This is a genomic window from Sporichthya brevicatena (assembly GCF_039525035.1).
In the GTDB taxonomy this organism is placed as follows: Bacteria; Actinomycetota; Actinomycetes; order Sporichthyales; family Sporichthyaceae; genus Sporichthya; species Sporichthya brevicatena.
This window is the reverse complement of the sequence record NZ_BAAAHE010000068.1, coordinates 1-25841: the sequence shown is the minus strand read 5'-3', so window position 1 is coordinate 25841 and position 25841 is coordinate 1. Positions and strand designations below refer to the sequence as shown.

Annotated in this window: 28 protein-coding genes and 1 pseudogene; 11 read left to right on the top strand and 18 right to left on the bottom strand. The window is 72.0% G+C overall.

From position 1 onward, the window contains the following. Window positions 1-129: 129 nt before the first annotated feature. Window positions 130-651 carry a GAF domain-containing protein gene (locus ABD401_RS24785; RefSeq protein WP_344609872.1) on the top strand — a complete coding sequence of 174 codons (522 nt, stop codon included), beginning with the start codon at window positions 130-132 and terminating at the stop codon, window positions 649-651. On the opposite strand, the gene ABD401_RS24780 is transcribed toward ABD401_RS24785, so the two are convergent. After that, window positions 626-2491, bottom strand: a complete 1866-nt coding sequence (locus ABD401_RS24780) for a peptidase M6 immune inhibitor A (RefSeq protein ID WP_344609870.1) — start codon at window positions 2489-2491, stop codon at window positions 626-628. The genes ABD401_RS24785 and ABD401_RS24780 overlap by 26 nt on opposite strands. A gap of 75 nt (window positions 2492-2566) precedes the next feature. Further along, on the bottom strand, window positions 2567-3274 hold the full coding sequence (locus ABD401_RS24775; protein WP_344609868.1) for a hypothetical protein: 708 nt from the start codon (window positions 3272-3274) through the stop codon (window positions 2567-2569). A 120-nt stretch (window positions 3275-3394) separates the two neighbouring features. On the opposite strand from ABD401_RS24775, the gene ABD401_RS24770 reads away from it, so the two are divergent. Both ABD401_RS24770 and ABD401_RS24765 read left to right on the top strand, forming a co-directional pair. Further along, window positions 3395-3880 carry a toxin-antitoxin system HicB family antitoxin gene (locus tag ABD401_RS24770; RefSeq protein ID WP_344609866.1) on the top strand — a complete coding sequence of 162 codons (486 nt, stop codon included), beginning with the start codon at window positions 3395-3397 and terminating at the stop codon, window positions 3878-3880. Window positions 3881-3914: 34 nt separating this feature from the next. Next, window positions 3915-4544 (top strand): DUF4097 family beta strand repeat-containing protein, encoded by a 630-nt coding sequence (locus tag ABD401_RS24765; RefSeq protein WP_344609864.1) that lies wholly within the window; start codon window positions 3915-3917, stop codon window positions 4542-4544. Window positions 4545-4568: 24 nt separating this feature from the next. Here the strand turns inward: ABD401_RS24765 and ABD401_RS24760 are convergent, their stop codons facing one another. The 5 genes from ABD401_RS24760 to ABD401_RS24740 form a co-directional block, all read right to left on the bottom strand. Next, complete coding sequence (locus ABD401_RS24760; protein ID WP_344609862.1) at window positions 4569-5009, bottom strand: OsmC family peroxiredoxin; 441 nt, start codon at window positions 5007-5009, stop codon at window positions 4569-4571. Window positions 5010-5148: 139 nt separating this feature from the next. Then, window positions 5149-5817: an AIM24 family protein gene (locus ABD401_RS24755; RefSeq protein ID WP_344609860.1), complete on the bottom strand. Its 669-nt coding sequence runs from the start codon at window positions 5815-5817 to the stop codon at window positions 5149-5151. 24 nt (window positions 5818-5841) lie between these two features. Then, on the bottom strand, window positions 5842-6546 hold the full coding sequence (locus ABD401_RS24750; protein ID WP_344609858.1) for a hypothetical protein: 705 nt from the start codon (window positions 6544-6546) through the stop codon (window positions 5842-5844). A gap of 78 nt (window positions 6547-6624) precedes the next feature. Beyond that, window positions 6625-7620 carry a non-homologous end-joining DNA ligase gene (gene ligD, locus ABD401_RS24745; protein WP_344609856.1) on the bottom strand — a complete coding sequence of 332 codons (996 nt, stop codon included), beginning with the start codon at window positions 7618-7620 and terminating at the stop codon, window positions 6625-6627. Between the two features lie 21 nt (window positions 7621-7641). After that, window positions 7642-9246 carry a non-homologous end-joining DNA ligase LigD gene (locus ABD401_RS24740; RefSeq protein WP_344609854.1) on the bottom strand — a complete coding sequence of 535 codons (1605 nt, stop codon included), beginning with the start codon at window positions 9244-9246 and terminating at the stop codon, window positions 7642-7644. 142 nt (window positions 9247-9388) lie between these two features. Between ABD401_RS24740 and ABD401_RS24735 the strand changes: the two genes are divergently transcribed. Continuing rightward, window positions 9389-11575 (top strand): malate synthase G, encoded by a 2187-nt coding sequence (locus tag ABD401_RS24735; protein WP_344609852.1) that lies wholly within the window; start codon window positions 9389-9391, stop codon window positions 11573-11575. Further along, window positions 11572-11997: a GlcG/HbpS family heme-binding protein gene (locus tag ABD401_RS24730; protein ID WP_344609850.1), complete on the top strand. Its 426-nt coding sequence runs from the start codon at window positions 11572-11574 to the stop codon at window positions 11995-11997. Before ABD401_RS24735 ends, ABD401_RS24730 begins: the two co-directional genes overlap by 4 nt. Before the next feature lie 54 nt (window positions 11998-12051). On the opposite strand, the gene ABD401_RS24725 is transcribed toward ABD401_RS24730, so the two are convergent. Continuing rightward, complete coding sequence (locus ABD401_RS24725; protein WP_344609848.1) at window positions 12052-13422, bottom strand: FAD-binding oxidoreductase; 1371 nt, start codon at window positions 13420-13422, stop codon at window positions 12052-12054. A gap of 63 nt (window positions 13423-13485) precedes the next feature. On the opposite strand from ABD401_RS24725, the gene ABD401_RS24720 reads away from it, so the two are divergent. Continuing rightward, complete coding sequence (locus tag ABD401_RS24720; protein ID WP_344609846.1) at window positions 13486-13893, top strand: thioesterase family protein; 408 nt, start codon at window positions 13486-13488, stop codon at window positions 13891-13893. Here the strand turns inward: ABD401_RS24720 and pntB are convergent. Both pntB and ABD401_RS24710 read right to left on the bottom strand, forming a co-directional pair. Further along, on the bottom strand, window positions 13890-15338 hold the full coding sequence (gene pntB, locus ABD401_RS24715; RefSeq protein ID WP_425566248.1) for a Re/Si-specific NAD(P)(+) transhydrogenase subunit beta: 1449 nt from the start codon (window positions 15336-15338) through the stop codon (window positions 13890-13892). The genes ABD401_RS24720 and pntB overlap by 4 nt on opposite strands. Continuing rightward, window positions 15338-16876, bottom strand: coding sequence for a Re/Si-specific NAD(P)(+) transhydrogenase subunit alpha (locus ABD401_RS24710; protein WP_344609842.1), 1539 nt, complete (start codon window positions 16874-16876; stop codon window positions 15338-15340). Before ABD401_RS24710 ends, pntB begins: the two co-directional genes overlap by 1 nt. 107 nt (window positions 16877-16983) lie before the next feature. Here ABD401_RS24710 and ABD401_RS24705 point away from each other — a divergent pair, with 107 nt between their 5' ends. Continuing rightward, on the top strand, window positions 16984-17478 hold the full coding sequence (locus tag ABD401_RS24705; RefSeq protein WP_344609840.1) for a metallophosphoesterase family protein: 495 nt from the start codon (window positions 16984-16986) through the stop codon (window positions 17476-17478). Between the two features lie 17 nt (window positions 17479-17495). Here ABD401_RS24705 and ABD401_RS24700 read toward each other — a convergent pair whose 3' ends face one another. The 3 genes from ABD401_RS24700 to ABD401_RS24690 form a co-directional block, all read right to left on the bottom strand. Beyond that, complete coding sequence (locus ABD401_RS24700; protein ID WP_344609838.1) at window positions 17496-18536, bottom strand: CobW family GTP-binding protein; 1041 nt, start codon at window positions 18534-18536, stop codon at window positions 17496-17498. A gap of 33 nt (window positions 18537-18569) precedes the next feature. Continuing rightward, the gene (locus tag ABD401_RS24695; protein ID WP_344609836.1) at window positions 18570-18929 is read right to left on the bottom strand and encodes a hypothetical protein; all 360 of its coding nucleotides are present in this window, start codon (window positions 18927-18929) and stop codon (window positions 18570-18572) included. Between the two features lie 169 nt (window positions 18930-19098). After that, a complete protein-coding gene (locus ABD401_RS24690) occupies window positions 19099-20124 on the bottom strand; it encodes a hypothetical protein (protein WP_344609834.1) in 1026 nt (341 codons plus the stop codon). A 321-nt stretch (window positions 20125-20445) separates the two neighbouring features. Between ABD401_RS24690 and ABD401_RS24685 the strand changes: the two genes are divergently transcribed. The 3 genes from ABD401_RS24685 to ABD401_RS24675 are packed head-to-tail and all read left to right on the top strand — an operon-like array spanning window position 20446 to window position 22459. Then, window positions 20446-21042 carry a hypothetical protein gene (locus ABD401_RS24685; protein WP_344609832.1) on the top strand — a complete coding sequence of 199 codons (597 nt, stop codon included), beginning with the start codon at window positions 20446-20448 and terminating at the stop codon, window positions 21040-21042. Between the two features lie 2 nt (window positions 21043-21044). Then, on the top strand, window positions 21045-21572 hold the full coding sequence (locus ABD401_RS24680) for a hypothetical protein (protein ID WP_344609830.1): 528 nt from the start codon (window positions 21045-21047) through the stop codon (window positions 21570-21572). Beyond that, on the top strand, window positions 21569-22459 hold the full coding sequence (locus ABD401_RS24675; protein WP_344609828.1) for a signal peptidase I: 891 nt from the start codon (window positions 21569-21571) through the stop codon (window positions 22457-22459). Before ABD401_RS24680 ends, ABD401_RS24675 begins: the two co-directional genes overlap by 4 nt. A 17-nt stretch (window positions 22460-22476) precedes the next feature. Here the strand turns inward: ABD401_RS24675 and ABD401_RS24670 are convergent, their stop codons facing one another. Beyond that, the gene (locus ABD401_RS24670) at window positions 22477-22632 is read right to left on the bottom strand and encodes a hypothetical protein (RefSeq protein ID WP_344609826.1); all 156 of its coding nucleotides are present in this window, start codon (window positions 22630-22632) and stop codon (window positions 22477-22479) included. A gap of 72 nt (window positions 22633-22704) precedes the next feature. Here ABD401_RS24670 and ABD401_RS24665 point away from each other — a divergent pair, with 72 nt between their 5' ends. After that, window positions 22705-23526, top strand: a complete 822-nt coding sequence (locus ABD401_RS24665; RefSeq protein WP_344609824.1) for a crotonase/enoyl-CoA hydratase family protein — start codon at window positions 22705-22707, stop codon at window positions 23524-23526. Window positions 23527-23548: 22 nt separating this feature from the next. Here ABD401_RS24665 and ABD401_RS24660 read toward each other — a convergent pair whose 3' ends face one another. From ABD401_RS24660 to ABD401_RS25145, 4 genes and pseudogenes are all read right to left on the bottom strand, one after another. Further along, entirely contained in the window at window positions 23549-23866 is a 318-nt protein-coding gene (locus ABD401_RS24660) for a hypothetical protein (RefSeq protein ID WP_344609822.1), read from the bottom strand. A gap of 237 nt (window positions 23867-24103) precedes the next feature. Continuing rightward, the gene (locus ABD401_RS24655; RefSeq protein WP_344609820.1) at window positions 24104-25243 is read right to left on the bottom strand and encodes an HNH endonuclease signature motif containing protein; all 1140 of its coding nucleotides are present in this window, start codon (window positions 25241-25243) and stop codon (window positions 24104-24106) included. Further along, on the bottom strand, window positions 25158-25697 hold the full coding sequence (locus ABD401_RS24650; protein ID WP_344609818.1) for a hypothetical protein: 540 nt from the start codon (window positions 25695-25697) through the stop codon (window positions 25158-25160). Before ABD401_RS24650 ends, ABD401_RS24655 begins: the two co-directional genes overlap by 86 nt. 33 nt (window positions 25698-25730) lie before the next feature. Then, window positions 25731-25841, bottom strand: a pseudogene (locus ABD401_RS25145) (IS1595 family transposase); the annotation flags it as partial.

Genomic DNA, 25841 nt, shown 5'->3' with positions numbered 1-25841 from the left:
CGGCCTCTCCGCCGCGATAACCAAACGCAGTCAGGTTATCGCGGTGAGAATCCGCCGGACAGCCGGAGGTTAGAGACCGGCCGAATGTCGGAATCACCTTTCCGGCGAACGGATCGGAGGACCGGCGAGATGGCCAAGGACGACGCGACCCTGGTCGAGGAGACGGTCGCCGCCGTGCAGGCCGCGACGAATCTCGACGAGGCCCTCCACGGGGTGGTGCGGCTCCTGCGGCCCCGGTTCGACCTCTGGCACGCGAGCTTCTGCGCGCAGCCGTCCGAGGAGCCGTCGATCCGGATCCTGGCGTCCTGGTCGCTCGCGGAGAGCGTCTTCGACCCCGGGACCGAGATCAACGCGACGATCTCGGAGATCGTCCCGCGCGTCCTCGACGAACTGCGGGAGGGCAACCCGACCGCGTTCCTGGTCGGCGAGGACCGGGAGTCGATCGTGGACCACCTGCTCGAGAAGCAGGGCGTGTCCTCGGTCGTGACCGTCCCGATCCACGACGACGGGCAGTTGCTGCTGTTCCTCGCCCTCGGCGCCAGCACCGGCGAGGCGTTCCACACCGCCGGCCGGCGCTTCTTCACCGAGCTCTCGCTCGGCATCGGCGAGACCGTCCTGCGCCTCGTCAGCCCGTCTGCTCCCGGCCGTTGACCGTGTAGGTGTAGGGCGCGTTCTCGTCGCCGTTGGTCTCGGTGTCCACCGGGTCGTCGTGGCTGACGACCGCGACGAGCAGCGGGTACGACCTGAACGCCGCGAGGTCCTTCGCCCCGAAGGAGACGTCGAACCCGTCGACCGAGCGGACGAGCGCCCGGTGCTTCTTGGCGTCGATGCCGACGAGACTGACGTGCCAGTTGGCGACCGTGCCGGCGCCCTCCTCCGGCGAGCCGAAGAGGATCTCGTCGAGCAGCGCGATCGGGTCGTCCCCGCTCGAGGACTCCTGAGCGCCGGGGAGCATCTTTGCGCCGGTGAAACCGAACGAGGTCGGCAACGCGTCCTTGCCCTGACGCAGGACGATGTAGTCCGCGCCGTTCGGCGCCGCGCCCGGTTTCGCGTACGACGCCGGGTTCTCGAGGTTCACGGTCGCGTTCAGGCTCTTGCTCGTCACACGCTCCTTGGCGATGCCGCGGACCTGCCCGTCCTTGCGGTCGACGAACCGGTCGAGCAGGTTCATCAACTGGTAGTCGTGCAGGACGTCGAGCACCTTGGTCCCGGACGCGACCTGGTCGAGCTGGCGCTGGACGCTGGTGAGCCCCTGCGCCTCCTTGTCGCGATGCAGGCCGGCCAGGATCTCCACGCCCCAACGGTCGTAGAGGAAGAGCATGAACGACCAGGCGTTGCCGTAGTCGGCGAGGATCTCGGAGCCCTCGCCCTCGTCACCCCACTTGGTCAGTGAATTCTGCGGACCACCGCACGCCTGCGGGTTCGGGTTGCCACGGGCCTTCACGATCGACCAGCCCTGGAAGCAGTGCAGCGAACCCTGCGATCCGGCCTGATCCACCGTCAGAGTGGCGTCGGCGTACCCGACCAGCGTCTCGGTGAACTCGGACAGGCCCTCGTTGACCCAGGTGTGCTCGAGCGAGTCCTGGTAGTAGTGCAGCAGGTGTTGCCACTCGTGCGCGAACGTGCCCTCGTAGGACCGCGGGCGCGCGGGGCGCGACTTGCACAGGTCGTCGTCCGGCTCGTCCTTCGGGTTGGCGCCCGTGCGGTGCAGCCAGTCGAAGGCGTCGATCGTCATGATGTTGCGGTCGGTGAGCTCGTTGAGCAGCGGCATGAAGAACCCGGCGATGTAGGACCGGTTCTCCGGGAACTCGTAGAAGTTCGGGTCGCGCACGTTGTCGACGAGCGTGACGGTGTTGTCGCCGTCGCCCGCGAAGTTGACGCCGGCCGCGGACAGGCCCGGGATGGTGTTGATCCCCGCCCGGTCCCGCGGTGTGGAGAAGGCGGCGGTCTCCTTCGGGTAGATGTTGTTGTCGAACTCCGAGACCAGGCTCTTGAGCTGCGCGTCGGTGATCTCGACGGAGCCGGGCACGTCGTTACGGCAGTCGCCCTCGGGGAAGCGGATGCCTTGGGAGGTGCCGTCCTGCCCGGAGGCCACCCACACCTCGACGTGGTTGCCAACGGCCCGCAGCGTGTACTGCTTGAGGTACACCCCGATCGGCCCGCCCTTGGCGGCGTCGAGCGCCGGCCACAGCAGCGTGGTCCCGACCGGCGGGGTCTTCTCCCCCGGGATCGACGGCCGCGCCGCGCGCAGCTTCGCGAGCGTGTCCAGGTCGATCGTCGTCGCCCCGAGCATCTCCTGGAGCTGGGGCGAGAGCGCGAGGCTCGTCACCTCGGGCAGGTGCAGGGTGTCCGGGGCGCTACCGGCGCGCGTCGCGGACTCAGCGGGCGAGTCCGCGGCGCGCGCGGTGGTCGATGCCCCCGTCGTGACGGCAGCCAGGAGGCCGAGCACCCCGGCCGCCGCGACGACCGCTCTCGGCGTCTTCACCCTCATGCACCGCTCCTACCCAGGCGTCCGCCCGAGATGGACGGATTTGGCCGGAGCGTAGGTGCGGTTCCTATGAGTCCTCTATGAGCGCGCTGGGCGCGGTGCGTCGTCCGAACCGAGCCCGAGCGCGTCGAGCAGGCCGCCGAGCAGGTCGCCGAGCGTGTCCCCGAGCAGGCGGTTCAGGGTCAGCCCCTCCCCGGACCCGGGGTCGACGGAGTCGTCGGAGTCGTTGGAGTCGGAGTCGGCGGAGCCCGATCCCTTCGGCGGAGCGGGCGCCGGTTCCGGGGCGGACGCGGGGGCGGGCTGGTCCGCCGGCAGCACACGGGTGCCGCCGCAGGGGTGGGCGATCAGGTCGTCGGGGTTGAGCCCGTACTTCTTCTGCTCGACGCGGGACGGCCGCTCGGCGACGACCAGGTACGGGCCGGGGCCGGAGAGGCCAAGGTCGCAGGGGCGATCGGGCAGCTCGACGACGTACTGCGGATCCTGCACCGAGCCCTTGTGGACCTGGCTGGGCGCGAACTGGTGGACGAGGCCGGACTCGGTGACCTTGCCGTTCTCGTCCGTGCTCACCGAGCTGGTCGAGCCCTCCAGCGTCCCCTCGAACACGACGTCGGCGCGCTGGCGCTGGTCCGCGGCGGACCGCTGCTCCCCGCAGCTGCAGGCTGCAGCACCGGCGGAGCTGCTCGCCGCGGCGGGCGCGGCGGCCGCCCCCGCGATCAGGCCCGTCACCAGCACGGATGCCAGCAGGACACCGCTCCCGACCCGCCGGATCGTTCCCCCGTTTCGCATGGGTCCAGCGTGACTCAGCCGCTCCGGGCGGATCGCGCGCCACGCCGGACATAGCGGACATCCCGCCCACTGACAGCAAACAAGGTTGCGATGACATCATCGTGATGTCATTCTGGCGGCATGCACCTGCACCCCTTCACCGACGGCGTCCGCGCCCAGCTCCTCGCCGCGGCGGCGCTCGGCGACGACCGCACCCAGCAGACGGCCCAGGCCCTCGCGACCGCGGCCGAGCCGGCCGTGCGGCTCGCGGTCCTGGAGGCGGTCTCCGCCGCGGCGGACGAGATCACCGCCGCCCTCCTCGACGTCCCGGGGGCCCCGGCGGTGTCGGTGCGACTGGAGGCGGACGAGGTGCACATCGACGTCCGCACCGGCCCCACGACGGACCCGACGCCCCCGGCCGCGGTGGACGAGGGAGAGAACGACGCCCGGATCTCGCTGCGGCTGCCGGAGTCGCTCAAGGCGCAGATCGACACCGCCGCCCGCGCCGCCGGGATCTCGGTGAACACCTGGCTGCTCCGCGCCGCCACCTCCGCCCTCGGCCCCGGCCGCGGCGCGCCCACCACCAGCAGCGGACCCGGCCGGATCACCGGCTGGATCAACGGCTGACCCACCCACACGACCCGCCCAGGAGGCGATCCCCATGACCCCGCAGACCTACGCGTGGCCCGTCGACGGCCCGCTCCAACTGTCCGTCCGCCTCGGCCACGGCAGCCTCACGATCGACGCCCGCGAGGACGTTTCCGAGGCCGTCGTCACGCTCACGCCGGCCGACGCCGACGGGCTCGACCGGTTCACGGTCGACCTGCGCGGCCGGACGCTCGTCGTCCACGCCCCCCGCAACTCCGGATGGCGCAAGGGCCGCGGCGCGGTCGACGCGACGATCGTCGTTCCGGCGGGGACGACGGCCAAGCTGGCCACCGCCACCGCGGACATCTCGGTGACCGGCCGGCTTGCCGACGCCGACGTCGCGGCCGGCACCGCGGCCGTCGACGTCGCCACCGTGACCGGGAACCTGCGTGCCCGCGTCGGGGCGGGGTCCACGAACGTCGGGACCGCGCACGGCGACGTCGACCTGGCCGCGGGCTCGGGCACGCTGACCGTCGGTATTCCTGAGGGTGTGTCAGTTCGACTCGACGTCCGGACCGGGTCCGGCGTCCTACGTTCGGACCTGCCCGTCGAGGACGGCCCGAGGGCGGGCTCGCGCGCCGTGTCGTTGCGCGCCCGCATCGGCCGCGGCGACGTGCATCTGGTCCGCGCGCCCGCCGCCTGAGCGTCGAGCCGCCTCGACTCGGGGCTAGCCCTCGAGCGCCGCGTCGAGCGAGATCTCGACGCCGGTGAGGGCCTTGCTCACCGGGCACGCGGCCTTGGCCTCGTTGGCGACCTTGAGGAAGCCGTCGGCGTCGAGGCCGTCGACCTCGCCGCGGACCGTGAGCCGGATGCCGGTGAGCCGGAAGCCGCCGGCGGGGTCGGGGCCGAGGTCGACGTCCGCCTGGACGTCGAGCGCCTGCGGGGTGCCGCCGGCCTGGCCGATCAGCGCGGAGAGCTGCATCGCGTAGCAGGACGAGTGCGCCGCCGCGATCAGCTCCTCGGGGCTGGTCGTCCCGCCCGCGTCCTCCGCGGCGCGCTTCGGGAACGAGACGTCGTAGGTCCCGACCTTGGAACTCGTCAGCTCGACCTTGCCACTGCCCTGCTCGAGGGTCCCGGTCCAGGCGGTGCGTGCGGTGCGCGTGGGCATGTCGTCTCCCGTGGGTGCGTCGTCGGTGTCCGTACTCGGGGGCTGTGCGTCCTTGTCCCCAAGTTCCCGCGACGCCGAACCATTCCTTGCGTCCGACGATGTGGCTGCAATAGCGACCACATGTTCGGACGCAACGGGGTCAGTGGTTGTGAGGAGCGACGTACGGGCCCTCGGAGGACTGGACGACGACGAAGCCCTGACCCTCGAACGCGAGCTGGAACGCCTCGCCGGAGCCGCGGCCGATCAGGGCCGAGGCGCCGGCTGTGCGGACGAGCCGGGTCGAGAGCGAGGACGACCAAGCGATCGCGGACTGCAGGTCGGCGAAGGTGGGCGCCTGCGAGGCGTCGAGCACGACCGGCGTCCCGAACGAGGAGAGCGCGATGCGTCCGACGCCGGTGAAGACCATGTTGAACACGCCGCCCGCGAGCATCGACGCGCCCTCGACGCGGCGGATGTCCCACGTCAGGTTCGGGTCGAACGCGAGGACGTTGTCGCCGTTGACGGTGAGGGAGTCGCCTTCGAGATCGACGAGGTAGAGGTCGTAGGCGTTCTGCGCGAGGAACAGGTCACCCTGCCCCCGGCAGCGCATGAGCGGGACACCCTCGCCGGTGGCGACCTTCTTCAGCAGCTTCTTCATGCCGCCGGCGCCCTCGTAGGCGAACTCCATCGCGCCCTGGTACGCGACCATCGCCCCCTGGCGGGCCAGCAGCTCCCCGTTCAGTTTCACCTTGAGCAGCTTGGGGTTCTGCAGCGACATGTAGTCACTGGTCTCGAGCTCGACATTGGCGCTGAACAGATGACTCCGCATGGGCGTCACCTTCGCACACGACGATCAGAACCCGAACCACTCGTCAGTGGCGACCGCCGCCCTCCCGGGCGGGGGTGTCTCGCGGGCCAGCAGCCACACCTCGACCTGCGCGCCGAGGAAGCGGCCGAGCGTGGGCGTCGCACCCGGACGCGTGCGCAGGTGGGCGATCCACCCGCAGCGGTCGGCGAGGCGCGCGATGCCCGCCCAGCACTGGCCGAGCGCGATCCAGTGAGCCGGGTCGTCCCCGCGGGCGCGCAGGGTCAACCCGACGTGAGTCGGCAGCGGCATCGGCGCGACCCGCAGCGCGATGCCCTCGCTCGCCGCACCGCGCTCGCACGCGGCGACGAGTTCGCGGGCGCTCCGTCGTCCCGACCGGCCCACGCCGAGCAACCGTGGCCGCGCCGGCCACGCGATCTCGCCCGGGTCGCGGTGGAGCGCACGAGGATGCAGCGTCACCGTCGCCCACGCCGTCAGGTCCTCGGGCGGCAGCACCGCGACCTCCGCCCGCATCCCCCGTTCCTCCGCTCCCACCCGTAGGTCGAACAACGCGATCCCGGCTTCGAGGAGCTGCTCCGGACCGTCCCCCCGCTCCGGTCCGCGCAGCGTGACGAGCCGGCCGGTGACCTCGAGGCGCAACGAGTTCCCGCCGCGGTCGGCGAAGCGCCGGCCCGCCGACGCCACCACGGCCGCGACGGAGTGCGGAATCATCGGACCCCCCGGATCCCCCATGCCGGACAGCGTTCTCCCCCGAACCGGCCAGTCCTAGAGGTTTTTCGTCCCCGAACCGGCAGGACCAAAGTCCCGTTCTCACCGGGTGACGTCGCGCGCGTCCTTGTCGTGCCGGAGGCCGAGGTAGCGGGGATGGCGCAGCTTCCCGTCGCGGGTCCACTCGGTGAAGCCGACCTGCGCGACGAGGATCGGGTCGACCCAGCGCGCGTCCTTCGAGCGTGGGGCGTCGACGAAGGGCGAGTCCGGAAGGGTCAGGTCGTCGAGCGCGCCGCGCAGCGCGAGCAGCGTCTTCTGGTCGAAGCCCGTGCCGACCTTGCCGGCGTAGCGCAGGTCGTCGCCGTCGTAGTAGCCGACAAGCAGCGCCCCGAATCCGGTGCGCCCCGCCGCGGCCGAGACGGTGAACCCGCCGACGACGAACTCCTGCTCCCGCACGCACTTGAGCTTCAGCCAGTGCGAGGACCTTCGCCCCGCTTCGTACCGGCTGTGCGCCCGCTTGGCGATGAGTCCCTCCCAGCCGCCGGCGCAGGCCTCGCGGAGGAACTCGACACCGACGCCCTCGCGGTGGTCGCTGAACCGCAACGGGTCGACGTAGGTGACGACCTCGGCCAGCACCTGCTTGCGGGTGCTCAACGGAAGCTGCGTCAGATCCTGACCGGAGTACACGAGGACGTCGAAGAGGAAGTAGTGGACCGGCACCCCGACCGCCAGCGACCGCCGGACGTCGTTGATGCCGAGACGCTGCTGGAGCAGGCCGAAGCTCGTGGCGTCCCCGTCGAACGCGACGACCTCGCCGTCGACGACGAGGCCGGGCGGGGCGGCGACGTTGAGGGCTGCGACGACCTCCGGGAACGTCGCGCTGTTGTCGCGCTGGATCCGTGAGTACAGGCGGGTGTTCTGCTCGCCCCGGACCGCGAGGATCCGCACGCCGTCGAGCTTGCGCTCGTAGAGCCACCCGTCGCCGGTCGCGGGCCGGTCCGCGGGCGAGGCGAGCATCGGCGGGACGAAGTCCGCCTTCGCCGGGCGCAGGAGCTTGCGCTCCGCCGGCGTCAGCAGGCGCTCGAGCAGGTCGTCCATTCCGCTCAGGCTAACGGGCAGTCAGGTGAGCTTCGGCAGCGTCTGCCGGACACCGAGCAGGGCACGGAACGGGTCGCCGCGCTCCGCGAGGCGGTCCCCCACGGTGCGGATCGTGAACGTGTCCGAGCGCAGCTTCTCGTCGTCGAGCTCGTCCCACTCGATCGGGACCGAGACCGGGGCACCCGCCGACGGCCGCGGACTGAACGGCGCGACGAGCGTCTTGTTGATCGCGTTCTGGGTGTAGTCGAGCCGCGCGAGCCCGTCCCGGTCGCTCTTCTCCCACTTCCAGGACACGAGCTCCGGCACGACGGCGCCGACGGAGCGCGAGACCTTCTCCACCCAGGCCCGCGTCTCGTCGAACGACGGTCCGGGCTCGATCGGGATCCAGATCTGAATCCCCCGACTCCCCGTCAGCTTCGGCCGCGCGATCACGTCGAGGTGCTCGAGCGCGGTGCGGTGCAGGCGGGCGAGGGTGAGCAGCTCGTCCCAGGTCGTCCGCGGCCCCGGGTCGAGGTCGATCAGCGCGTAGGTGGGCTCGTGCATCGCCTCGGTCCGCGAGGTCCACGGGTGCCACTCGAGCCCGCCGAAGTTCGCCGCCCAGACCAGCGCGGCCGGCTCGTCGACGACGAGGTAGGTGGTCGTCTCCCCCGGGTCGGCCTCGGGGTTGTCCCAGCGGGCGATCCACTCCGGGGCGTGCTGCGGGAGCTGCTTGTGCCAGAAGCCCTTCTGCTCCGTCCCGTCCGGGTAGCGGTGCAGGTTCAGCGCCCGGCCCTGCAGGTACGGCAGCGCGACCGGCGCGATCGTCGCCGCGTAGCGCAGGAACTCCCGCTTCGTGATCGGCTTCCCGCCCTTGCGACCCGGGAACAGCACCTTGTCGAGGTTGGTGACCTTGAGCCGCCGGCCGAAGATCTCCCACGACCCGGACTTGCCGAACTCGTCCAACGCGGCGAGCTCGTCCTCGCTCGGTCCCGGCACCGGTTCCGGGCGCAACACCTCGGCGGCCTCCGCCGCCGGCCGGTCCGAGTGCCACGCCTTGTCGGGCGCGACGGCCACCTCGTCGTTGGTGCGGCCGGACAGCACCGAGCGCGGGTGCTCCTCGGGGTCCCAGCCCTCGACGGCGTGGTCGTCCTTCTTGTGCAGCAGGAGCCAGTTCTCCTTGCCGACCTTGACCCCGTCCTGCTCGCGGCGCACGAGCACGAACCGGCCGCGCAGCTTCTCGCCGAACACCTCGGCGTGCAGCTCGCCGTTGGCGACGGCCGCCGCCGGGTCGTCGGTGCCGTGGGGCTCCCACTCGCCGGTGTCCCAGACGATGACGTCGCCCCCGCCGTACTCGCCCGAGGGGATGACGCCCTCGAAGTCGATGTACTCGAGCGGGTGGTCCTCGACGTGGACCGCCATCCGCCGGGCGGAGGGGTCGAGCGTCGGACCCTTCGGGACGGCCCAGCTGGCCAGCGCTCCGTCGATCTCGAACCGGACGTCGTAGTGCAGCCGCCGGGCCCGGTGCCGCTGGACGACGAACCGCGGCCGCGCCCCCGGCTCCGGACTCTCCCCGCCCGCCGGCTCGGGCGTCCTCTCGAAGTCCCGCTTGCGCCGGTACTCGGTCAGCGAGTCGCCCTTGCGCGCCATCAGCGGTCCCGCCGGGGCGCCGCCGGTACGGAATCCGAGACCACCGTCATGTCCCCTGACTTCCCCGACCGGATCGGGGCACGCCTCGGGTGACAAGGTAGAGCCGAGCTCAGCGGATGGGCCACACAGACGGGAGTGCGCGATGTCCTCCAGCCCCACGTCGGTCTCCGTCGCCGACCTCACGGTCGACGCCGGACTGCACGCCTTCGTCACGACCGAGGTCCTGCCCCCGACCGGGGTGTCCGCGGACCAGTTCTTCGCGGGCCTCTCGGACGCGGTCCACACCCTGGGGCCGCGGAACCGTGAGCTGCTCACGGTCCGGGAGCGGCTGCAGGCCGCGATCGACGACTGGCACCGCGGCCACGGCGGCCTCGGGGACCCAGCCGGGTACCGGCGGCTCCTGGAGGGCCTGGGCTACCTCGTCCCGCCCGGGCCGGAGTTCACCGTCACGACCGCGAACACCGACCCGGAGATCTCCTCGATCAACGGGCCGCAGCTCGTCGTGCCGGTGACCAACGCCCGCTACGCGCTCAACGCCGTCAACGCGCGGTGGGGATCGCTTTACGACGCGCTCTACGGCACCGACGCCCTCGGCGAGGCGCCGCCGCCCGGGCCGTACGACCCGGACCGCGGCAAGCACGTGATCGCCTGGGCCCGGGCGTTCCTCGACGACGTCGTCCCGCTGGCCGACGGCTCGCACTCCGCCGCGACCGCCTACTCCGTCGCGGACCGCGCGCTGCGCGTCACCCTGGACGACGGCCGCGCCGTGGGCCTCGCGGACCCGGCCGCGTTCGCCGGCCACGTCGGCGAGGCCGCGACGCCGACCGCCGTGCTGCTGCGCAACCACGGCCTCGGGATCGAGATCCGCATCGACCGGGCGCACTCGGTCGGTGCGACCGACGCGGCCGGCGTCGCGGACGTCGTTTTGGAGTCGGCGGTCACCGCGATCATGGACTTCGAGGACTCGGTCGCCTGCGTCGACGCCGAGGACAAGGTCGAGGCCTACCGGAACTGGCTCGGCCTGATGCGCGGGTCGTTGTCCGCCCCGGTGCACAAGAACGGCCAGACGTTCACCCGCACCGTCAACCCGGACCGCGAGTACACCGCCGCCGACGGCTCGCCGGCGCGCCTGCGTGCGCGGTCGCTGCTGCTCGCCCGGACCGTCGGCCACCTGATGACGACCTCCGCCGTGCGTGACCGCGACGGCCGCGACATCGGCGAGGGCATCCTCGACGCCTTCGTCGTCTCGGCCTGCGCGCTGCGCGACCGGCTGCGCGACGCGGCGGACCGCAACTCCCCCGCCGGGTCCATCTACCTGGTGAAGCCGAAGATGCACGGCCCGGACGAGGTCGCGTTGACCTCCGACCTCTTCGCCGCGGTCGAGCGCACCCTGGCCCTGCCGACGGACACACTGAAGATGGGGATCATGGACGAGGAGCGGCGGACCACCGTCAACCTCGCCGAGTGCATCCGCGCCGCGTCCTCGCGGGTCGTCTTCATCAACACCGGCTTCCTCGACCGGACCGGCGACGAGATCCACACCTCGATGCAGGCGGGCCCGGTCGTGCGGAAGAACGACATGAAGGCGACGACGTGGATCGCCGCCTACGAGAACTGGAACGTCGACGTCGGCCTACGTTGCGGCCTGGCCGGACGCGCCCAGATCGGCAAGGGCATGTGGGCCGCCCCGGACCGCATGGCCGACATGCTGGCGCAGAAGATCGGCCACCCGCAGGCCGGCGCCAACTGCGCCTGGGTCCCGTCCCCGACCGCCGCCACCCTGCACGCGACGCACTACCACCGCGTCGATGTGACCGCCCGTCAGCAGGAGCTGGCCGGGCAGACCCGGGCCTCGCTCGACGAGCTGCTGCAGGTCCCGCTCGCCCCGGCCGTCGACTGGACCCCGGAGGAGCGCCGGGCCGAGCTCGACAACAACGCGCAGGGGATCCTGGGCTACGTCGTGCGCTGGGTGGACCTGGGCATCGGGTGCTCGAAGGTCCCGGACATCTCCAACGTCGGCCTGATGGAGGACCGCGCGACCTGCCGGATCTCCAGCCAGCACATCGCGAACTGGCTCCTGCACGGCGTGGTCACGGCCGAGGAGGTCGAGGACGCCCTGCGCCGGATGGCCGTCGTCGTCGACGGGCAGAACGCCGGCGACCCGCTCTACACCCCGATGGCGCCGGGCTTCGACGGTCCGGCGTTCCGGGCCGCGCACGACCTGATCTTCCGGGGCACCGAGTCCCCGTCCGGCTACACCGAACCGATCCTGCACGCCCTCCGGGCCGAGGCCAAGAAGGGCCTTTCACAGATGGGACAGCGCTCGTGAGCATCAACCTGGAGACCGCGCGCACGATCGTCGCGGCCGCGCGGAAGTTCGGTGCGGACAAGGGCTTCTCGCCGCTGACCGTCGTTGTTCTCGACGCGGGTGGCAACGTCCTCGCCGTCGAGCGTGAGGACGGCTCGTCGAACAAGCGGTTCGAGATCGCCCACGGCAAGGCGTTCGGCGCGATCTCGATCGGCGTCGGCTCCCGCGCCCTGATGGCCCGCGCCGAGCAGCAGCCCTACTTCGTCTCCGCCGCCGGCGCGGCGATCGGCGGCGCGCTGATCCCGGTTCCCGGCGGCGTGCTGGTGAAGGCCGACGGGGCGACGATCGGCGCCGTCGGGATCTCCGGCGACACCTCCGACAACGACGAGGCCGCCGCCGTCGCCGGCATCGAGGCCGCCGGCCTGACCCCCATTACCGGCTGACCCCCGCTCGCGATGTCAAGAAAGGGTGTCACCCTTTCCTGACATGCCGGCGGGTCAGTCGAGGATGGTCCCCGGGTTGAGGATGCCGAGGGGGTCAAGGGCGTTCTTGATCGCGCGGGTGACGTCGAGGACGTCGTCGCCGACCTGGTCCCGCAGCCACGGGCGCTTGAGGCGGCCGACGCCGTGCTCGCCGGTGATCGTGCCGCCGAGGGCGATGGCGAGGTCCATGATCTCGCCGAACGCGAGGGTGGCCCGGCGCTCGCAGTCCGGGTCGGACGGGTCCACCACGATCAGCGGGTGCGTGTTGCCGTCGCCCGCGTGGGCGATCAGCGCGATCACGACCTGACGGTCGTCGGCGATCTTCTCGATCCCGGCGACGAGGTCGGGCAGTCGCGGCACCGGGACGCCGACGTCCTCAAGCAGCAGCCGGCCCTTGCGCTCCACCGACGGGATGACGGCCCGGCGGGCGGCGACGAACATCTCGCCCTCGGTCTCGTCGTCGGTGTGGAAGCACTCGGTGCAACCGTTCGAGTGGCAGGCGTCGAGGAGGGTGTCGATCTCCCGCTGGTCCCCGGCGTCGGACTTGGCGACGACGATCGCGGCGGCCGAGCGGTCGAGACCCATCTTCATGACGTCCTCGACCGCGTTGATCGAGGCGTTGTCCATGTACTCGAGCATCGACGGGCGCATGGTCGAGGTGATCTTCAGGATCGCGGCCGTCGCGTCGCGGGTGTCCCGGAACGTCGCGACCAGCGTGTGCGCGGGCGGCTGCGCCGGCATCAGGCGCAGCGTCACCTCGGTGATGATCCCGAGCGTCCCCTCACTGCCGACGAACAGCTTCGTGAGCGAGAGCCCCGCGACGTCCTTGACCCGGGGCCCGCCCAGGCGGATGGCCCGCCCGTCGGCGAGGACGACCTGCATGCCCAGCACGTAGTCCGTGGTCACGCCGTACTTCACGCAGCACAGCCCGCCGGCGTTGGTGGCGACGTTGCCGCCGATCGAGCAGATCTCGAACGAGGACGGGTCCGGCGGGTACCAGAGCCCGACCTCGGCGGCGGCCTTCTTCACCTCCGCGTTGAACAGCCCCGGTTGCGCGACGGCGATCCGGGTGACGGGGTCGACGGAGATCTCGCGCATCCGCTCCGTGGAGACGACGACGCCGCGGGCGATGCCGCCGGCCCCGCCGGACAGGCCGCTGCCCGCGCCGCGGGGGACGACCGGGATCCGGTGCTGGGTCGCCCAGCGCATCGTGGTCTGGACGTGCTCGGTGCACTCGGCGCGGACGGCCGCGAGCGGTGGCTCGGCGGCCGGGTCCAGGGCCCGGTCCCAGCGGTACTTGTCGAGCCCGTCGGGGTCGGTGAGGACCACGCCGTCGGGCAGAGCGGCCGTCAGTTCGGCCAGTACCTCGGAGGAAATCGCACCCACGGCTGCAGACTCTCACAAACCGGACAGGCGACGAAGATCGTCGAGGAGGCTAATCTCGAAGGCGTGGAGGCCCCCGGTTCCCGCAGGCAGGCGACGGTCCGTCACGTTGTCGGACCGGACGACACCGCGCTCGCGCTCGGCTCCGGCAGCGTCGAGGTGCTCGCGACCCCGCGCCTGCTGGCCCTGATGGAGGCCGCGACGGTCGAGGCCGGCGCCGCGGAGCTCGCACCCGGTCAGACCTCGGTCGGCATGCGCATCCAGATCGAGCACATGCGACCCAGCCCGCTCGGCGCCGAGGTGATCGTCCACGCCCGGCTCGCCGACGTGGACGGCCGGCAGATGCGCTTCGAGGTGGCCGCCGAGCACGCCGACGGAGGCCTCGTCGCCAGCGGCCAGGTCACCCGGGCCGTCGTCGACGCGGAAAAGTTCCTGGCCCGCGCGAACGGGCGCTCGACCAACTCCGCCGGCTAGCGGGACGCCGAACCCGCCCCCGCGGGAGCGAGCGCGTCGAGGCTGCGCAGGATGTCCTCGACCCGGGCCTTCGCGTCGCCGAAGAGCATCGAGGTGTTCTCCTTGAAGAACAGCGGGTTCTGCACGCCCGCGTACCCCGTCGCCATCGAGCGCTTGAAGACGATGACCTGACGGGACTCCCACACCGGCAGGACCGGCATGCCGGCGATCGGGCTGCCCGGGTCCTCCAGCGCCGCCGGGTTGACGGTGTCGTTGGCGCCGATGACGAGGACCACCGACGTCGACGGGAAGTCGTCGTTGATCTCGTCCATCTCCAGGACGATGTCGTACGGCACCTTCGCCTCGGCGAGCAGCACGTTCATGTGCCCGGGCAGGCGGCCGGCGACCGGGTGGATGCCGAACCGGACCTCGATGCCACGGTCGCGCAGTTTCCGCGTCAGCTCCGCGACGGCGTACTGCGCCTGCGCGGTGGCCATGCCGTAGCCGGGGGTGATGATGACCGACTCCGCGTCGGCGAGCAGCTCGGCGACTCCGTCGGCGGTGATCTCGCGGTGCTCGCCCTGCTCGCCCGCGTCGCCGGACGGGGCCTCCATGCCGAACCCGCCGGCGATGACCGAGATGAACGAGCGGTTCATCGCCTTGCACATGATGTAGCTCAGGTAGGCGCCGGAGGAGCCCACGAGCGCACCGGTCGTGATCAGCAGGTTGTTCGAGAGCAGGAAGCCCGCGGCGGCCGCGGCCCAGCCCGAGTAGCTGTTCAGCATCGAGACGACGACGGGCATGTCGCCGCCGCCGATCGCCGCGACCAGGTGGATCCCGAGCACGAGCGCGATCACGGTGACGGCGATCAGCAGGCCGAGGTTCGGCTCGACCGTGAACGCGACCGTGCACGCCGCGAACGCGACGAGCATCCCGAGGTTCAGGTAGTTGCGCCCCGGCAGCATCAGCGGCGCGGACTTGATCTTCGCCGAGAGCTTCAGGTACGCGACGACCGAGCCGGTGAACGTCACGGCGCCGATGAAGACGCCGATCATCACCTCGGCGTGGTGGATGTCGAGCAGCGAACCCGTGTAGTGCGTCTGGGTCGGGTCGTCCTCGACCTCGTAGTACCCGTTCCAGCCGACGAGCACGGCCGCGAGGCCGACGAAGCTGTGCAGCAGCGCGATCAGCTCGGGCATGCCGGTCATCTCGACGACCTTCGCCCGCCAGAGCCCGATCACCGCACCGATGCCGACGGCGACCGCCATCAGGATGCCGCCGGTGGCGTCGATGTCCTCCGTGGCCAGTCCGATGACCGCGGCGAGCGCGATCGCCATGCCGGCGATGCCGTAGATGATTCCCTGCCGCGCCGTCTCGTGCCGGGACAGGCCCGCGAGCGACAGGATGAACAGCAGGGCCGCGACGATGTACGCGGCGTGCGCGATGGATTCGGCGTCCACGTTCATCAGCCCTTCGAAAACATGCCGAGCATGCGGCGGGTCACGGCGAAGCCGCCGAAGACGTTGATGGACGCGAGCAGGATCGCGAGGAACGACAGCGTCCGGATCGTCGCGTCGTCGTGGGCGATCTGCAGCAACGCTCCGACGACGATGATCCCGGAGATCGCGTTGGTGACCGACATCAGCGGCGTGTGCAGCGCGTGGTGCACCTTGCCGATGACGTAGTACCCGACGACGACCGAGAGCGTCAGCACCGTGAAGTGCTCGGGGATCGGGTCGGGCGCGAAGGCGTTGAGCAGGAAGAGCACCGCGGCGCCGACGGCGACGAGCCCCAGCTGCAGCTGCGCCGACATCTTCTTCTCGGGCTTCACGACCGGCGCGGCCACGGGCTTGGCTGCCGGGGCGGCCGAGACCTGGACCGGCGGCGGGGGCCAGAGGTTCGCGCCCTCACGCACGACGGTGATGCCGCGCTGCACGACGTCGTCGAGGTCGAGGACGATCGTCCCGTTCTTCTCCGGCGTCAGCAGCTTCATCAGGTTGACGAGGTTCTGCCCGTAGAGCTGCGAGGCCTGGGTCGGCAGCCGTCCCGGCAGGTCGGTGTAGCCGATGATCGTGACGCCGTTGGAGGTGACGACGACCTCGCCGGCCTTCGTCCCGGCGACGTTGCCGCCCTGCGCGGCGGCCATGTCGACGATGACGCTGCCGGACTTCATCGACGCGACGTCCTCGGCCGTGATCAGCTTCGGCGCCGGGCGGCCCGGGATCAGGGCGGTGGTGATGATGATGTCGACGTCCGCGGCCTGCTCCGAGTAGATCTCCGCGGCGCGGCGGTTGTACTCCTCGGGCGTGGCCGTGGCGTAGCCGGTCCCGCTCTGCTCCACCTCGACGTCGACCGCGAGGTACTCGCCGCCGAGGGACTTCACCTGGTCGGCGACCTCGGGCCGCGGGTCGGTCGCGCGGACGATCGCCCCCATCGACGAGGCGGCGCCGATCGCCGCGAGCCCCGCGACGCCGGCGCCGGCCACCAGGACCTTGGCCGGGGGCACCTTGCCGGCCGCCGTCACCTGCCCGGTGAAGAACCGGCCGAACACGTGCGCGGCCTCGACGACCGCGCGGTACCCGGCGATGTTGGCCATCGAGGAGAGCACGTCCATCGACTGGGCGCGCGAGATGCGGGGAACCGCGTCGAGCGCCAGCGCCGTGATGGGCCGGGCCGCGAGCGCGGAGACCAGGTCGGGGTTGAGGCCGGGCGCGAGGATCGAGATCAGCGTCGCGCCGTCACGGATCAGCGCGAGTTCCTCGGTCTCGGGCGCGCGCACCGCGAACACCACGTCCGCGCCCCAGGCCGCCTTGGTGTCGCCGACCTCGGCCCCGGCCGCGCGGTAGGCGTCGTCGGTGAAGCCGGCCAGCACACCGGCGCCGGACTCCAGCAGCACGCGATAGCCGAGCCCGATCAGCTGTTTCACGGTCGCAGGGGTGGCGGCGACGCGCGTCTCCCCGTGTCCCGCATGGCTGACCACACCGATCAGGGCGCTTTCGGCCATCGATCCTCCGCATCCTCGGGAAGGTCTCCTGCCGAGCCAACCTACTTGCGGTCGCCGCGAACCGGGGCAGGGCCCACGGGGACACCTTGACCGGACACACTGGACCGGTGCGGATCGTCGTCCTCTCCGACACCCACGCGCCGCGGTTCTGGAAGAGCTGCCCACCCCGCGTGGCCGACCGGCTGCGCACCGCCGACCGGATCCTGCACGCGGGCGACGTCTGCACCGCGGGCGTCCTCGACGAGCTGGCCGCCTACGCGCCGGTCTCGGTCGTGCTCGGCAACAACGACGGCCCGGAGGTCGCGGCCTGGGGTGCGCCGGAGACGCTCGAGCTGGAACTCGCCGGCGTGCGCGTCGCGATGATCCACGACGCCGGCCCCGCCGCCGGGCGCGTCCGCCGGATGCGGCGCCGCTTCCCGGCGGCGGACCTCGTCGTCTACGGGCACTCGCACATCCCGATGGACGTCACCGAGGACGGGCTGCGCATCTTCAACCCCGGCTCCCCCACCGACAAGCGCCGCCAGCCGCACGGGACGCTCGGGGTGCTGGAGCTCGACGCGGGCCGGATCGTCTCGGCGCACATCCTGCCGGTGACGGGCTGAGCGGCGCAGACGCCGGTTCAGCGGCCGAGCAGCTCGTCCCAGCCGTCGTCGCGGTCGCGCCAGCCGTCGCTGCCGTCGACGAGTTCGGCCTCCGTCATCAGCGCGGTGTCGAAGGCGTCGCGGAGGTCCTCGGGGTCGCGCTCCGTGCCGGTGATGACCAGCCGCGTCGACGGCGGACCGGCCCAGGAACCGACGTCGCCGACGGAGAGCTGGCCGCCGACGCCGTCCCAGATGAACCGGAGCCCGGATCGCGTGGGCAGCCAGAAGTAGCCGCGGGCGCGGAGCGGGCCCGTGCCGAGGCGTTCGAGCTGCGCGCGGAGCCGGTGCGGGTGAAAGGGACGCCAGGACTGCAGGTCGACGGTCCAGATCCCGCAGTCGGCGGCGGCGCCGGTGGGGCGCGCGCGGGCCGGGTCGCCGCGGCCGATCCAGGAGAACGGTGTCGTGTGGTCGAGCACGTCGGCGGGCTGCAGGTCGAGCAGACCGACCCGGCGCGGCTCGCCGCCGACAAGGTGGTCGAGCAGGACGGACGCCCGGCGGCCGAGGTCGCCGTCCAGGGCGAGCACGTCGGCGCTCTCCACCTGGCGGGCGAGCGCCTCGCCGACCGAGCGCCGGTCCTCGGGCGTGAACGCGAGGTCCCGCTCGGCGAGCAGGTCGTTGCCCAGCAGGTCCCACTCGAAGCGGTGGGCGTCGACGGCCGCGACCGTGGCGCGGACCCGGACGCCGTCCCCGCGCAGCCGGGCGAGGGCGTGCACCGCCGGCACCGGGTCGGCGGTGACGGGTAGGACGAGCGCGATCGCCGCCGGCTGCTGCGCCGCGACCCGGACCACCGTCGGCACGATGTCCGCCCGCAGCGCGCAGGACAGGCAGGTGTGCTCGAGCTCGACGTCGACGTCCTCCTCGACCCGGTCGGCGCGCGTGACCACCCGGCGCAACCGGTGCTCGGCGGCGTAGATCTCGTGGCGGATGACCGTGAGGTCCGGGACGTCGCAGAGCAGCCCGCTCGCGAGCACCTGCGGCATGACGGGGTCGATCGAGGAGACGACGACGAGGGGAACCATGAACGGCCTTTCCGAGGGGACGGGTTCGCGGGCTCAGTTGTGCAGCGCGGCGGCGGGGCCGGTGTTCAGCCGCAGCGACCAGGGCAGGTCGGCGGGGTCGAGGTCCCCGGAGCGGAGCCAGGCGATCAGGTCGGCGACGTCGCTGCGCGTGCGCAGCGGGCCGACGTGGACGGCCGCGCCGACGGGACGCCGCTGCTCGTCGCAGGGCTGCACGAGCACCACCGGCCCGGGGACGCGGGAGCGGCAGGTGAGGGTCCCGACCGTGCAGCCGGAGGACACCAGCACCGCGTGCGGGGTGGCGCGGACGAGCGTCCGCAGGGCGGGCATCAGCCCCAACCCGCTGCGGCAGCCGCCGGACTGGCAGACCACGACCGTGTACCCCGCTACCGACATGAGCGCTCCCTCCGCTTATTGATAACGATTATCATTAGCGATAGCGGAGAGTTGACGCAACTCGCCACCCCGGAGACGGCGAACGGCGCCGGGGGCCCCCGGCGCCGTTCGGTGCAGCTGCTTCTGTTGTCGAGGCCCGCCCGTCAGCAGGGCCCGTTCGTCGAACTGATCAGTCGTCGTCGTGCTGGTCCGCGTCCTGGTCGCAGGACTTGGCGTTGCTCGCGTCGGCCTTCGCCGTCGCGGGGTCGTCGTCCTCGCCGAGGAGCCCGCCGAGGTCGAACGCGCCGGCCCCGGTGACGGACTCGCCGCTGCCCTGGCCGCCCAGGACGTTCACGGGCACGTAGTTGTTGCAGCCCTGCAGCGGGACGTGGACGTTGTTGTCCGTGACGTTGATCAGACCGTTGGTGTTGCGGTCACCGGCGCCCCCGTCGCGGTCGTGCTGCACCGCGTCCTGGTCGCAGGACTTGGAGCTCTCCGAGGTCGACTCCGCCGACGGCGCTCCGCCGAGGATCCCGAGCGCCCCGGCCAGGGTGGCGTTCTCGCCGCTGCCCTGCCCGCCGAGCACGTTGACCGGCACGTAGTTGTTGCAGACCTGCACCGGCACGTGGACGTTGTTGTCGGTGACGTTGATCAGGCCGTTGACGTTCTCGGTGCCGCCGACCGCGCCGTCGGCGGCATTCTCACTGCCGACGCCGTCGGTCTGGTCGACGACCTGCTCGCAGGCCTTCAGGTTCTCGGCGTTCGCCCCGGCCGCGTCGCCGAGGAGCGCGAGCCCGCCCGTGACCGCCTCGCCGGCGCCCTGGCCGCCGAGCACGTTGACCGGCACGAAGTTGTTGCAGACCTGCCCGACGACCTGGACGTTCAGGTCGGCGACGTTGACGACCCCGTTGATGTTGCGGTCGCGCGGGACGGTGACCGTCGGACCGTCGGTCGGGGCGTCGGCGCCCTCGACCTCGGGGTCGTCGGCCGGGTCGCCGGTGGAGTTCACGTTCGCCGGCCGGTCGGCCGGCTTGGCCGACTTCTTCTCGGCCTTCGGCGGCGCGGAGGTCGTCGCGGCCTCGCCCGGAGGCGTGCCGTCGGCGCCGGCCGGCGGCGCGAGCAGGATGCCGGACGCGCTCAGCAACAGAGCCGCGCCCGAGCACGCCCCGGTCTTGGCGACCAGGGCCGCTCGCGAAGGCTTGGAGTGCATTCCCATGTGTCGTGTTTCCCTTCGACTCCGCGCAGGGCGGAGCAAGCTCTCGATCGACACGCGCTGTCACCTGAGCCCGGCACGCCTTCGGGACGCGCGCCGGGAGTGGGGGGCTCCAACGCGAAAAAGCGACTACTTTCTGTAGTCGCAACGGAGCTATGGGTTAGCTGAGCCCGACTCAAACCTGTCGGATCGGACAAAAACCTTAAGCGAACCGTCCAATGGGCATGCGTTTGCCGAACTGCCGTCGACCCGACAGCTCAGGTTGGTGGCGGGCCGGTCGATGGGGGCCGTGAAGGACCTGACCAGGTCTCGAGAGGACCCGCCATGACCGAGCCGACTCCCACGCGCCGCCCCCGGCGCCGCCGCGCGGCCGCCCTGCTCCTCGCCGTCGGCGCGGTCGTCACCGCGTCGGGCACCTGGGCCGCCTGGCAGTCCGACGGCAGCCTCACCCAGTCGGTGAGCTCGGCGACGGTGACCGTCAACGTCGCGGACGCCGGCACCGGTCAGGCCACCTGGAGCACCGGCATCACGAACCTGCTGCCGGGCGACTACTTCCACCGCTGGGTGACGGTCACGAACACCGGTTCCGTGCCGCAGGCCTTCACCGGCACGCTGTCCGGGACGGCGACGCTGCCCGGCGCCCTGACCGCTTGGATCTCCTCCTGCGACGTCGCGTTCGCCGCGGGGTCGACGACCTGCTCGGGCAGCAGCACGAACCACCTCGGCACGCAGGCGACGCCGGCGGCGCTCGGATCGCTCTCGAACCTCGGGACGATCAACGCCGGCGCGAGCAAGCACCTGCTGGTGCGGGTCGTGTTCAGCGGCACCGCGGATCAGACGACCTACCAGAACCAGGCCTCCACCCTGACGCTGGCGTTCACCGGGACCGCGACCGGCGGTAACGACCGCACGGACGGGTGAGCATGACGCCGCGCGCCACCTTCTGGGTGGCCGCGGCGGCGGTGCTCTCGCTGGTCTCCCCCGGCGCCTGGGGCGCGTGGCACGGGACCGGGAACCGGAACGCCCCGCTCGCCTCGGCCCGGGTCGGCTACCAGCTGACCGGGTCGAACGTGACCGGGGGCGGGACCGGGTACAGCGGAAGCTTCGTCCTCCCGTTGCTCGGTCTGGCCTCGGACACGTTCTCCGTCAAGAACACCGGCACCGCTCCGGAGACGATCACCGCGACGGTCGGGGTGGGCGGGGTCAACATCGGCTCGCTCACCGTCTACGGCTGCCCGAACACGTTCTCCGGCGTCACCTGCACGGGACGGGTCACGCTGACGACCTCGCCCGGGCCTTTCACGATGGCCACCAGCCTGGCCCCGGGCGCCACGTACAACCTCGCCGTTCAGATCACGGGCATCCTGGGCCTCGGCGTCACGGTCACGATCCCCGCCAACTCGATCACCCTTGCGTGGGTCGGCGGCGGCGCGAACCGGACCAGCGGATGAACCGCCTCGTGCGCGCAGCCGGGCGGCTGCTCGCGGACGTCGCCGCGATCGCGCTGATCGTGCTCGCGATCGCGATGCTCTCCGGCCGGGTCGCGGTGCAGCCGGTGCTCTCCGGCTCGATGAGCGGCTACGCCGACCGCGGCGACCTGGCGATCGCCCTCGAGACCGGAGCGGCCGGACTGGAGGTCGGCGACGTCGTCATGTTCGCGCCGCCGTCGCCCTGGGAGCCGCCGGGCAACCACCCGGTGGCCCACCGGATCATCGAGTTGAGGGTGACGGACGGTCAGCTGACGGCGCGCACGAAGGGCGACGCCAACCGTGAACCCGATCCATGGACTCTCGACCTGTCCCGGACGCGGACCGCCGAGGTCCGTGCGGTCGTCCCGTACGCGGGCTGGCCGTTCATCCGGCTCGCGGTGCTCACCACCCCGGCGGGCCGCATCGGCGTCGGGCTCTCGTTGATGGCCGCCGGCGCGGTCCTGCTGTTCACCGGACGCCGCTCCCGCCCCGACGAGGCCGACGAGCCCGACGCGCCCGTCCCCTGCACTGGAGATGACATCTCTTATGCAGATGACATCTCCAGTGGTGGGAGCCTGGCCGGGCCGCGGCGGCGCCAGGGAGGCGGCACCGCCGTCCTCCTCGACGAGCGGCCCCTCGTCCTCGCGCCAGAGCTGCTCCCACGTCAGCGGCGCCGGGAGCTCGTGGAACCGCGCAAGAACGTCGCGATCGATGTCGCGATCGATGCCGCTCCGGCGGGCCGCTTCGCCGAAGCCGTGTCCAACCGGCCGACGCTGCGGTACACATCCACCATGCGGATTCTCGTCATCCTGGCCGTGCTGGTGCTCGTCGGTTCCTACCTCGTGCACAACTGGAGCAAGCGCGGCTGACGCGCCCATGCCCGTGGTCAGTCCTCCGCGGCTGGGGGCGCCCCGTTCGGCCGGGGTGGACGCGCGGTCGCCCGCGGGTCGGTGGAGCCGTCCCACTCGAAGACCGTGACGTTCTCGCGGGTGAGCCCGTTCCGCTCGCCCGACCGCCTGCGCTGCTCCCGTCGCTCCACCATTGCTACCCCTTCGTTCACGTGCTGAGGTGCGGAGGAACTACCCGCGGGCCGGCCGATGACACGATGCGGGGCATGGATACGTCCCGCGAGAACGGCGCCCTGCCGGCGCTGAGCAACGTGCAGGTCGAGCTCGACGGACCGGTCGCGATCGTGGCGATCAACCGGCCGGAGGTCCGCAACGCGGTGAACCCGCAGACCGCCGCGGAGCTGCGCACGGCCTTCGCGTGGGTGGGGGCGAACGACGCCGTGCGGACGGCCGTGCTCACGGGGCGCGGCGGCGCGTTCTGCGCCGGGTACGACCTGGCGGCCTTCGCGGCAGCGGGCCTGAGCCGCGAGGACCTGGCGGCCTTCGGGCCGGGGCAGCCGGGCCCGATGGGGCCGAGCCGGGGCGTGCCGGCGAAGCCGACGATCGCCGCGGTGGAGGGCCACGCCGTCGCCGGCGGCCTGGAGCTCGCGCTCTGGTGCGACCTGCGGGTCATGGCGGAGGACGCGGTGTTCGGCGTCTTCTGCCGGAGGTGGGGCGTGCCGCTCATCGACGGCGGGACCGTGCGGTTGCCCCGCCTGATCGGGCAGAGCCGGGCGCTGGACCTGATCCTCACCGGCCGGCCGGTCGGCGCGGAGGAGTCACTGGCGATGGGCCTGGCGAACCGGGTCGCCCCGGCCGGGCAGACCTTGGCCGCGGCGGTCGAGCTCGCGCGCCAGATCGCCGAGCTCCCGCAGACGTGCATGCTCGCCGACCGGGCGTCGACGTACGCGCAGGACGGGCTGGACGCCGCAGCCGCGCTGGAGAACGAGGCGCGGGGCGGGCTGGCCGTTCTGCAGAGTGGGGAGAGCGCGGCGGGTGCGTCGCGGTTCGCCGGCGGCGCCGGGCGGCACGGGTCCTTCAGCGAGTAGGTGGGATACCGCTGACGGATCGTCAGTGTGCCGCCCGGACATCCCCGGCATCGATCAACTGCCACACCGCGGCGATGGCTTCGTCGTGGAGGGCAGCGTCGATCTCGAAGGCGGCCGCCTCGCGGCGCAGCCGAAGAGCCTCGCGCAGGTACATCGCGGACTGACTCGGCGCTCGACGTGCCCGGTGCTCGCACGCCGCCGCCATCGCCCGGGCCTCCCGGGCACGGACGCGATCCACGCGGGCGGCGCGGGCGGCTTCGGAGAGGAAGTCCGCGCTCGTCCGCCGCAACCGGGCCGGCGAGCCCACGGACTCGGGGGCCGGGGCGAGGGTCGTCGTCATGCTTCTAGGAGATCGCGGACGCGGGGGCCGGGCCCAGGGACAAGGTCCTGAACCTGGCAGTCCTCTGACCCCAGCTCAGAACCACCCACGTCGGCACTCAAGTTCGCCATCTCCCCACCCACCATGTCCCCACCCGCCATGTCCCCACCCGCCAGGTACCCGCCCTGCTCGTACGCCCGGACGCCGCCCGGGGCGGTGTCCACTGAGCAGACGCGCGACACCCGGGCATGGTTGTCCTCAGAAGGGCGGTTCGTCGTCGGGTCCGGGGGCCGGTGCCGCGGTCCGTGCGGCGCCGGCCCGGGTCCAGGGCGAGGGTGTGGGTGGGGGTTGTTCGAAGTCAGGGGGTTCGTCCCCGACCGGTGGGGGTGGTCGGGTGATGAACACCTGCCCGGTGGGGGTGGTCCAGGTCAGGACTCCGTGTTCGTCCTGCGAGCACGCCCAGCCGGGCATGTGTTTGATCCGGTGATGGAACTTGCACAACGCCGAGAGGTTGAAGTAGACGGTCCGCCCGCCGATCTCGAAGGCGATGGTGTGGTCGAGTTCGCACCGGTCGGCCGGGATCCGGCAGCCGGGGAACCGGCAGTGCTTGTCCCGCGCCCGGATCGCCCGGCGCAGCCTGGCCGGGGGCCGGTAGATGTCGGGGCGGGAGTTGTAGTCCGCGAGCAGCGCGGCGATGTCCACCGGCACCGACGGGTGATGCACGGTCAGGTCCGCCTTGGCCCGCGCCCGCGCCGCCGGGATCCGCTCCCCACCCTGCACCTGCACGAACCCCTCATCCGCGCCGGTCGCGCTTGGTCCGGCCTCGCCGTGGAGGTGCACGACGTAGCCGACGCGGGGGTCCTGGGTGCCGGGGCGGGTGATCAGATCGACGACGGCGTCCGCCTTGCGCTGATCCAGGGTCCGGGCATCGCCGGGAACCTTCTGCCGGGCAGCGGCATCGATCACCCCGTAGACCGCCACGGCCTCCTCGGCCGGCAGCAACAGCGAGATCCAGGCCATCCCGTCCCCCGCCGGCGACATCGAGACCCGGCGTTCGGTACGGGCCCGCTCATGCCGCTTGCGGGCGGCGGCCGGGTCGAGTTCCTCGACCCGCTTACGCACATGCCGGCCGAACGAGGCCGGGGTGGAGTTCTTCGCGCGTTCGAGGCAGTCCCGTTCGATGCGGGCGGCATCGGCGACGGACAGGTCCCGGGTCTCCTCCCACAGCACCTTCGCCGCGCGCTCGGTGATGCCCCCAGCCTCCAGTGCCTTGAGCGTCTCGGGCAGCCGACGCAACAACCCGGAGGCGAAATCACTGCGGGCCCGGGCGGCGGCCGGGGACAGGTGCAGCACCACGCCGAGCTCGGCGGCAGCGGAGGCCTCCGCGGCCTCGATCACCGCCTCCAGCTCCTCCCGGCTCGCGCCCTCGGCGCCCGGCCTGCGCGACCGCGACCGCGGCCTCCTGCGCCCGCGCCATCGCGAACTCCGCCATCCCCCGCAACTCGCTGCCGTTGCAGCGGGCCGCATCGGCCCGCGAACGCACGATCCGCCGCAGCGCCCCATCGGTGGTCGCGTACTCCTGCTCCCACAACGCGAACGCGGTCGCTTCCCGCTCCCGCCACCGCGCCTCATCGGCGGCGGAGAACACGTCCTCCGCCGGCGGACCCGACGCGAACACCTCGTCCGGGACCTCGTCCCACACCCGCGCCGCCGCCTCCGCGAGCACCCGGGCCAACGTCGCCTCTTCATGTTCCGGCGGCGGACCCTCGACCGGGACGTCCCACAACTGCGAACGCAGCTCGGCGAGGTCGATCGCATCGACCTCGTCCGGTTCGATCAGCTGCTCGAACATATGTTCTGCATATCTGCTTGAGTGCAGTAAGCCTTACCAGTCCGGGGAACTGACGATCAGTTCGCTCAGTGGGTGTGGGTCGGTGGCGACGGCCTGCTGGAGCAGGCGGTAGAAGAGCATGCCGCGGGCGCTGGAGTTGCGTCG

Excerpts from the sequence above, each read along its gene's own strand:
- ABD401_RS24690 (WP_344609834.1), bottom strand. The coding sequence starts at position 20,124 with ATGGGAATGCACTCCAAGCCTTCGCGAGCGGCCCTGGTCGCCAAGACC.
- ABD401_RS24700 (WP_344609838.1), bottom strand. The coding sequence starts at position 18,536 with ATGGTTCCCCTCGTCGTCGTCTCCTCGATCGACCCCGTCATGCCGCAG.
- ABD401_RS24665 (WP_344609824.1), top strand. The coding sequence starts at position 22,705 with ATGGATACGTCCCGCGAGAACGGCGCCCTGCCGGCGCTGAGCAACGTG.
- ABD401_RS24755 (WP_344609860.1), bottom strand. The coding sequence starts at position 5,817 with ATGCGGAGTCATCTGTTCAGCGCCAATGTCGAGCTCGAGACCAGTGAC.
- pntB (WP_425566248.1), bottom strand. The coding sequence starts at position 15,338 with ATGAACGTGGACGCCGAATCCATCGCGCACGCCGCGTACATCGTCGCG.
- ABD401_RS24685 (WP_344609832.1), top strand. The coding sequence starts at position 20,446 with ATGACCGAGCCGACTCCCACGCGCCGCCCCCGGCGCCGCCGCGCGGCC.
- ABD401_RS24765 (WP_344609864.1), top strand. The coding sequence starts at position 3,915 with ATGACCCCGCAGACCTACGCGTGGCCCGTCGACGGCCCGCTCCAACTG.
- ABD401_RS24670 (WP_344609826.1), bottom strand. The coding sequence starts at position 22,632 with ATGGTGGAGCGACGGGAGCAGCGCAGGCGGTCGGGCGAGCGGAACGGG.
- ABD401_RS24740 (WP_344609854.1), bottom strand. The coding sequence starts at position 9,246 with ATGGCGCGCAAGGGCGACTCGCTGACCGAGTACCGGCGCAAGCGGGAC.
- ABD401_RS24760 (WP_344609862.1), bottom strand. The coding sequence starts at position 5,009 with ATGCCCACGCGCACCGCACGCACCGCCTGGACCGGGACCCTCGAGCAG.
- ABD401_RS24675 (WP_344609828.1), top strand. The coding sequence starts at position 21,569 with ATGAACCGCCTCGTGCGCGCAGCCGGGCGGCTGCTCGCGGACGTCGCC.
- ABD401_RS24695 (WP_344609836.1), bottom strand. The coding sequence starts at position 18,929 with ATGTCGGTAGCGGGGTACACGGTCGTGGTCTGCCAGTCCGGCGGCTGC.
- ABD401_RS24785 (WP_344609872.1), top strand. The coding sequence starts at position 130 with ATGGCCAAGGACGACGCGACCCTGGTCGAGGAGACGGTCGCCGCCGTG.
- ABD401_RS24780 (WP_344609870.1), bottom strand. The coding sequence starts at position 2,491 with ATGAGGGTGAAGACGCCGAGAGCGGTCGTCGCGGCGGCCGGGGTGCTC.
- ABD401_RS24750 (WP_344609858.1), bottom strand. The coding sequence starts at position 6,546 with ATGGGGGATCCGGGGGGTCCGATGATTCCGCACTCCGTCGCGGCCGTG.
- ligD (WP_344609856.1), bottom strand. The coding sequence starts at position 7,620 with ATGGACGACCTGCTCGAGCGCCTGCTGACGCCGGCGGAGCGCAAGCTC.
- ABD401_RS24650 (WP_344609818.1), bottom strand. The coding sequence starts at position 25,697 with ATGTTCGAGCAGCTGATCGAACCGGACGAGGTCGATGCGATCGACCTC.
- ABD401_RS24710 (WP_344609842.1), bottom strand. The coding sequence starts at position 16,876 with ATGGCCGAAAGCGCCCTGATCGGTGTGGTCAGCCATGCGGGACACGGG.
- ABD401_RS24660 (WP_344609822.1), bottom strand. The coding sequence starts at position 23,866 with ATGACGACGACCCTCGCCCCGGCCCCCGAGTCCGTGGGCTCGCCGGCC.
- ABD401_RS24770 (WP_344609866.1), top strand. The coding sequence starts at position 3,395 with ATGCACCTGCACCCCTTCACCGACGGCGTCCGCGCCCAGCTCCTCGCC.
- ABD401_RS24680 (WP_344609830.1), top strand. The coding sequence starts at position 21,045 with ATGACGCCGCGCGCCACCTTCTGGGTGGCCGCGGCGGCGGTGCTCTCG.
- ABD401_RS24735 (WP_344609852.1), top strand. The coding sequence starts at position 9,389 with ATGTCCTCCAGCCCCACGTCGGTCTCCGTCGCCGACCTCACGGTCGAC.
- ABD401_RS24775 (WP_344609868.1), bottom strand. The coding sequence starts at position 3,274 with ATGCGAAACGGGGGAACGATCCGGCGGGTCGGGAGCGGTGTCCTGCTG.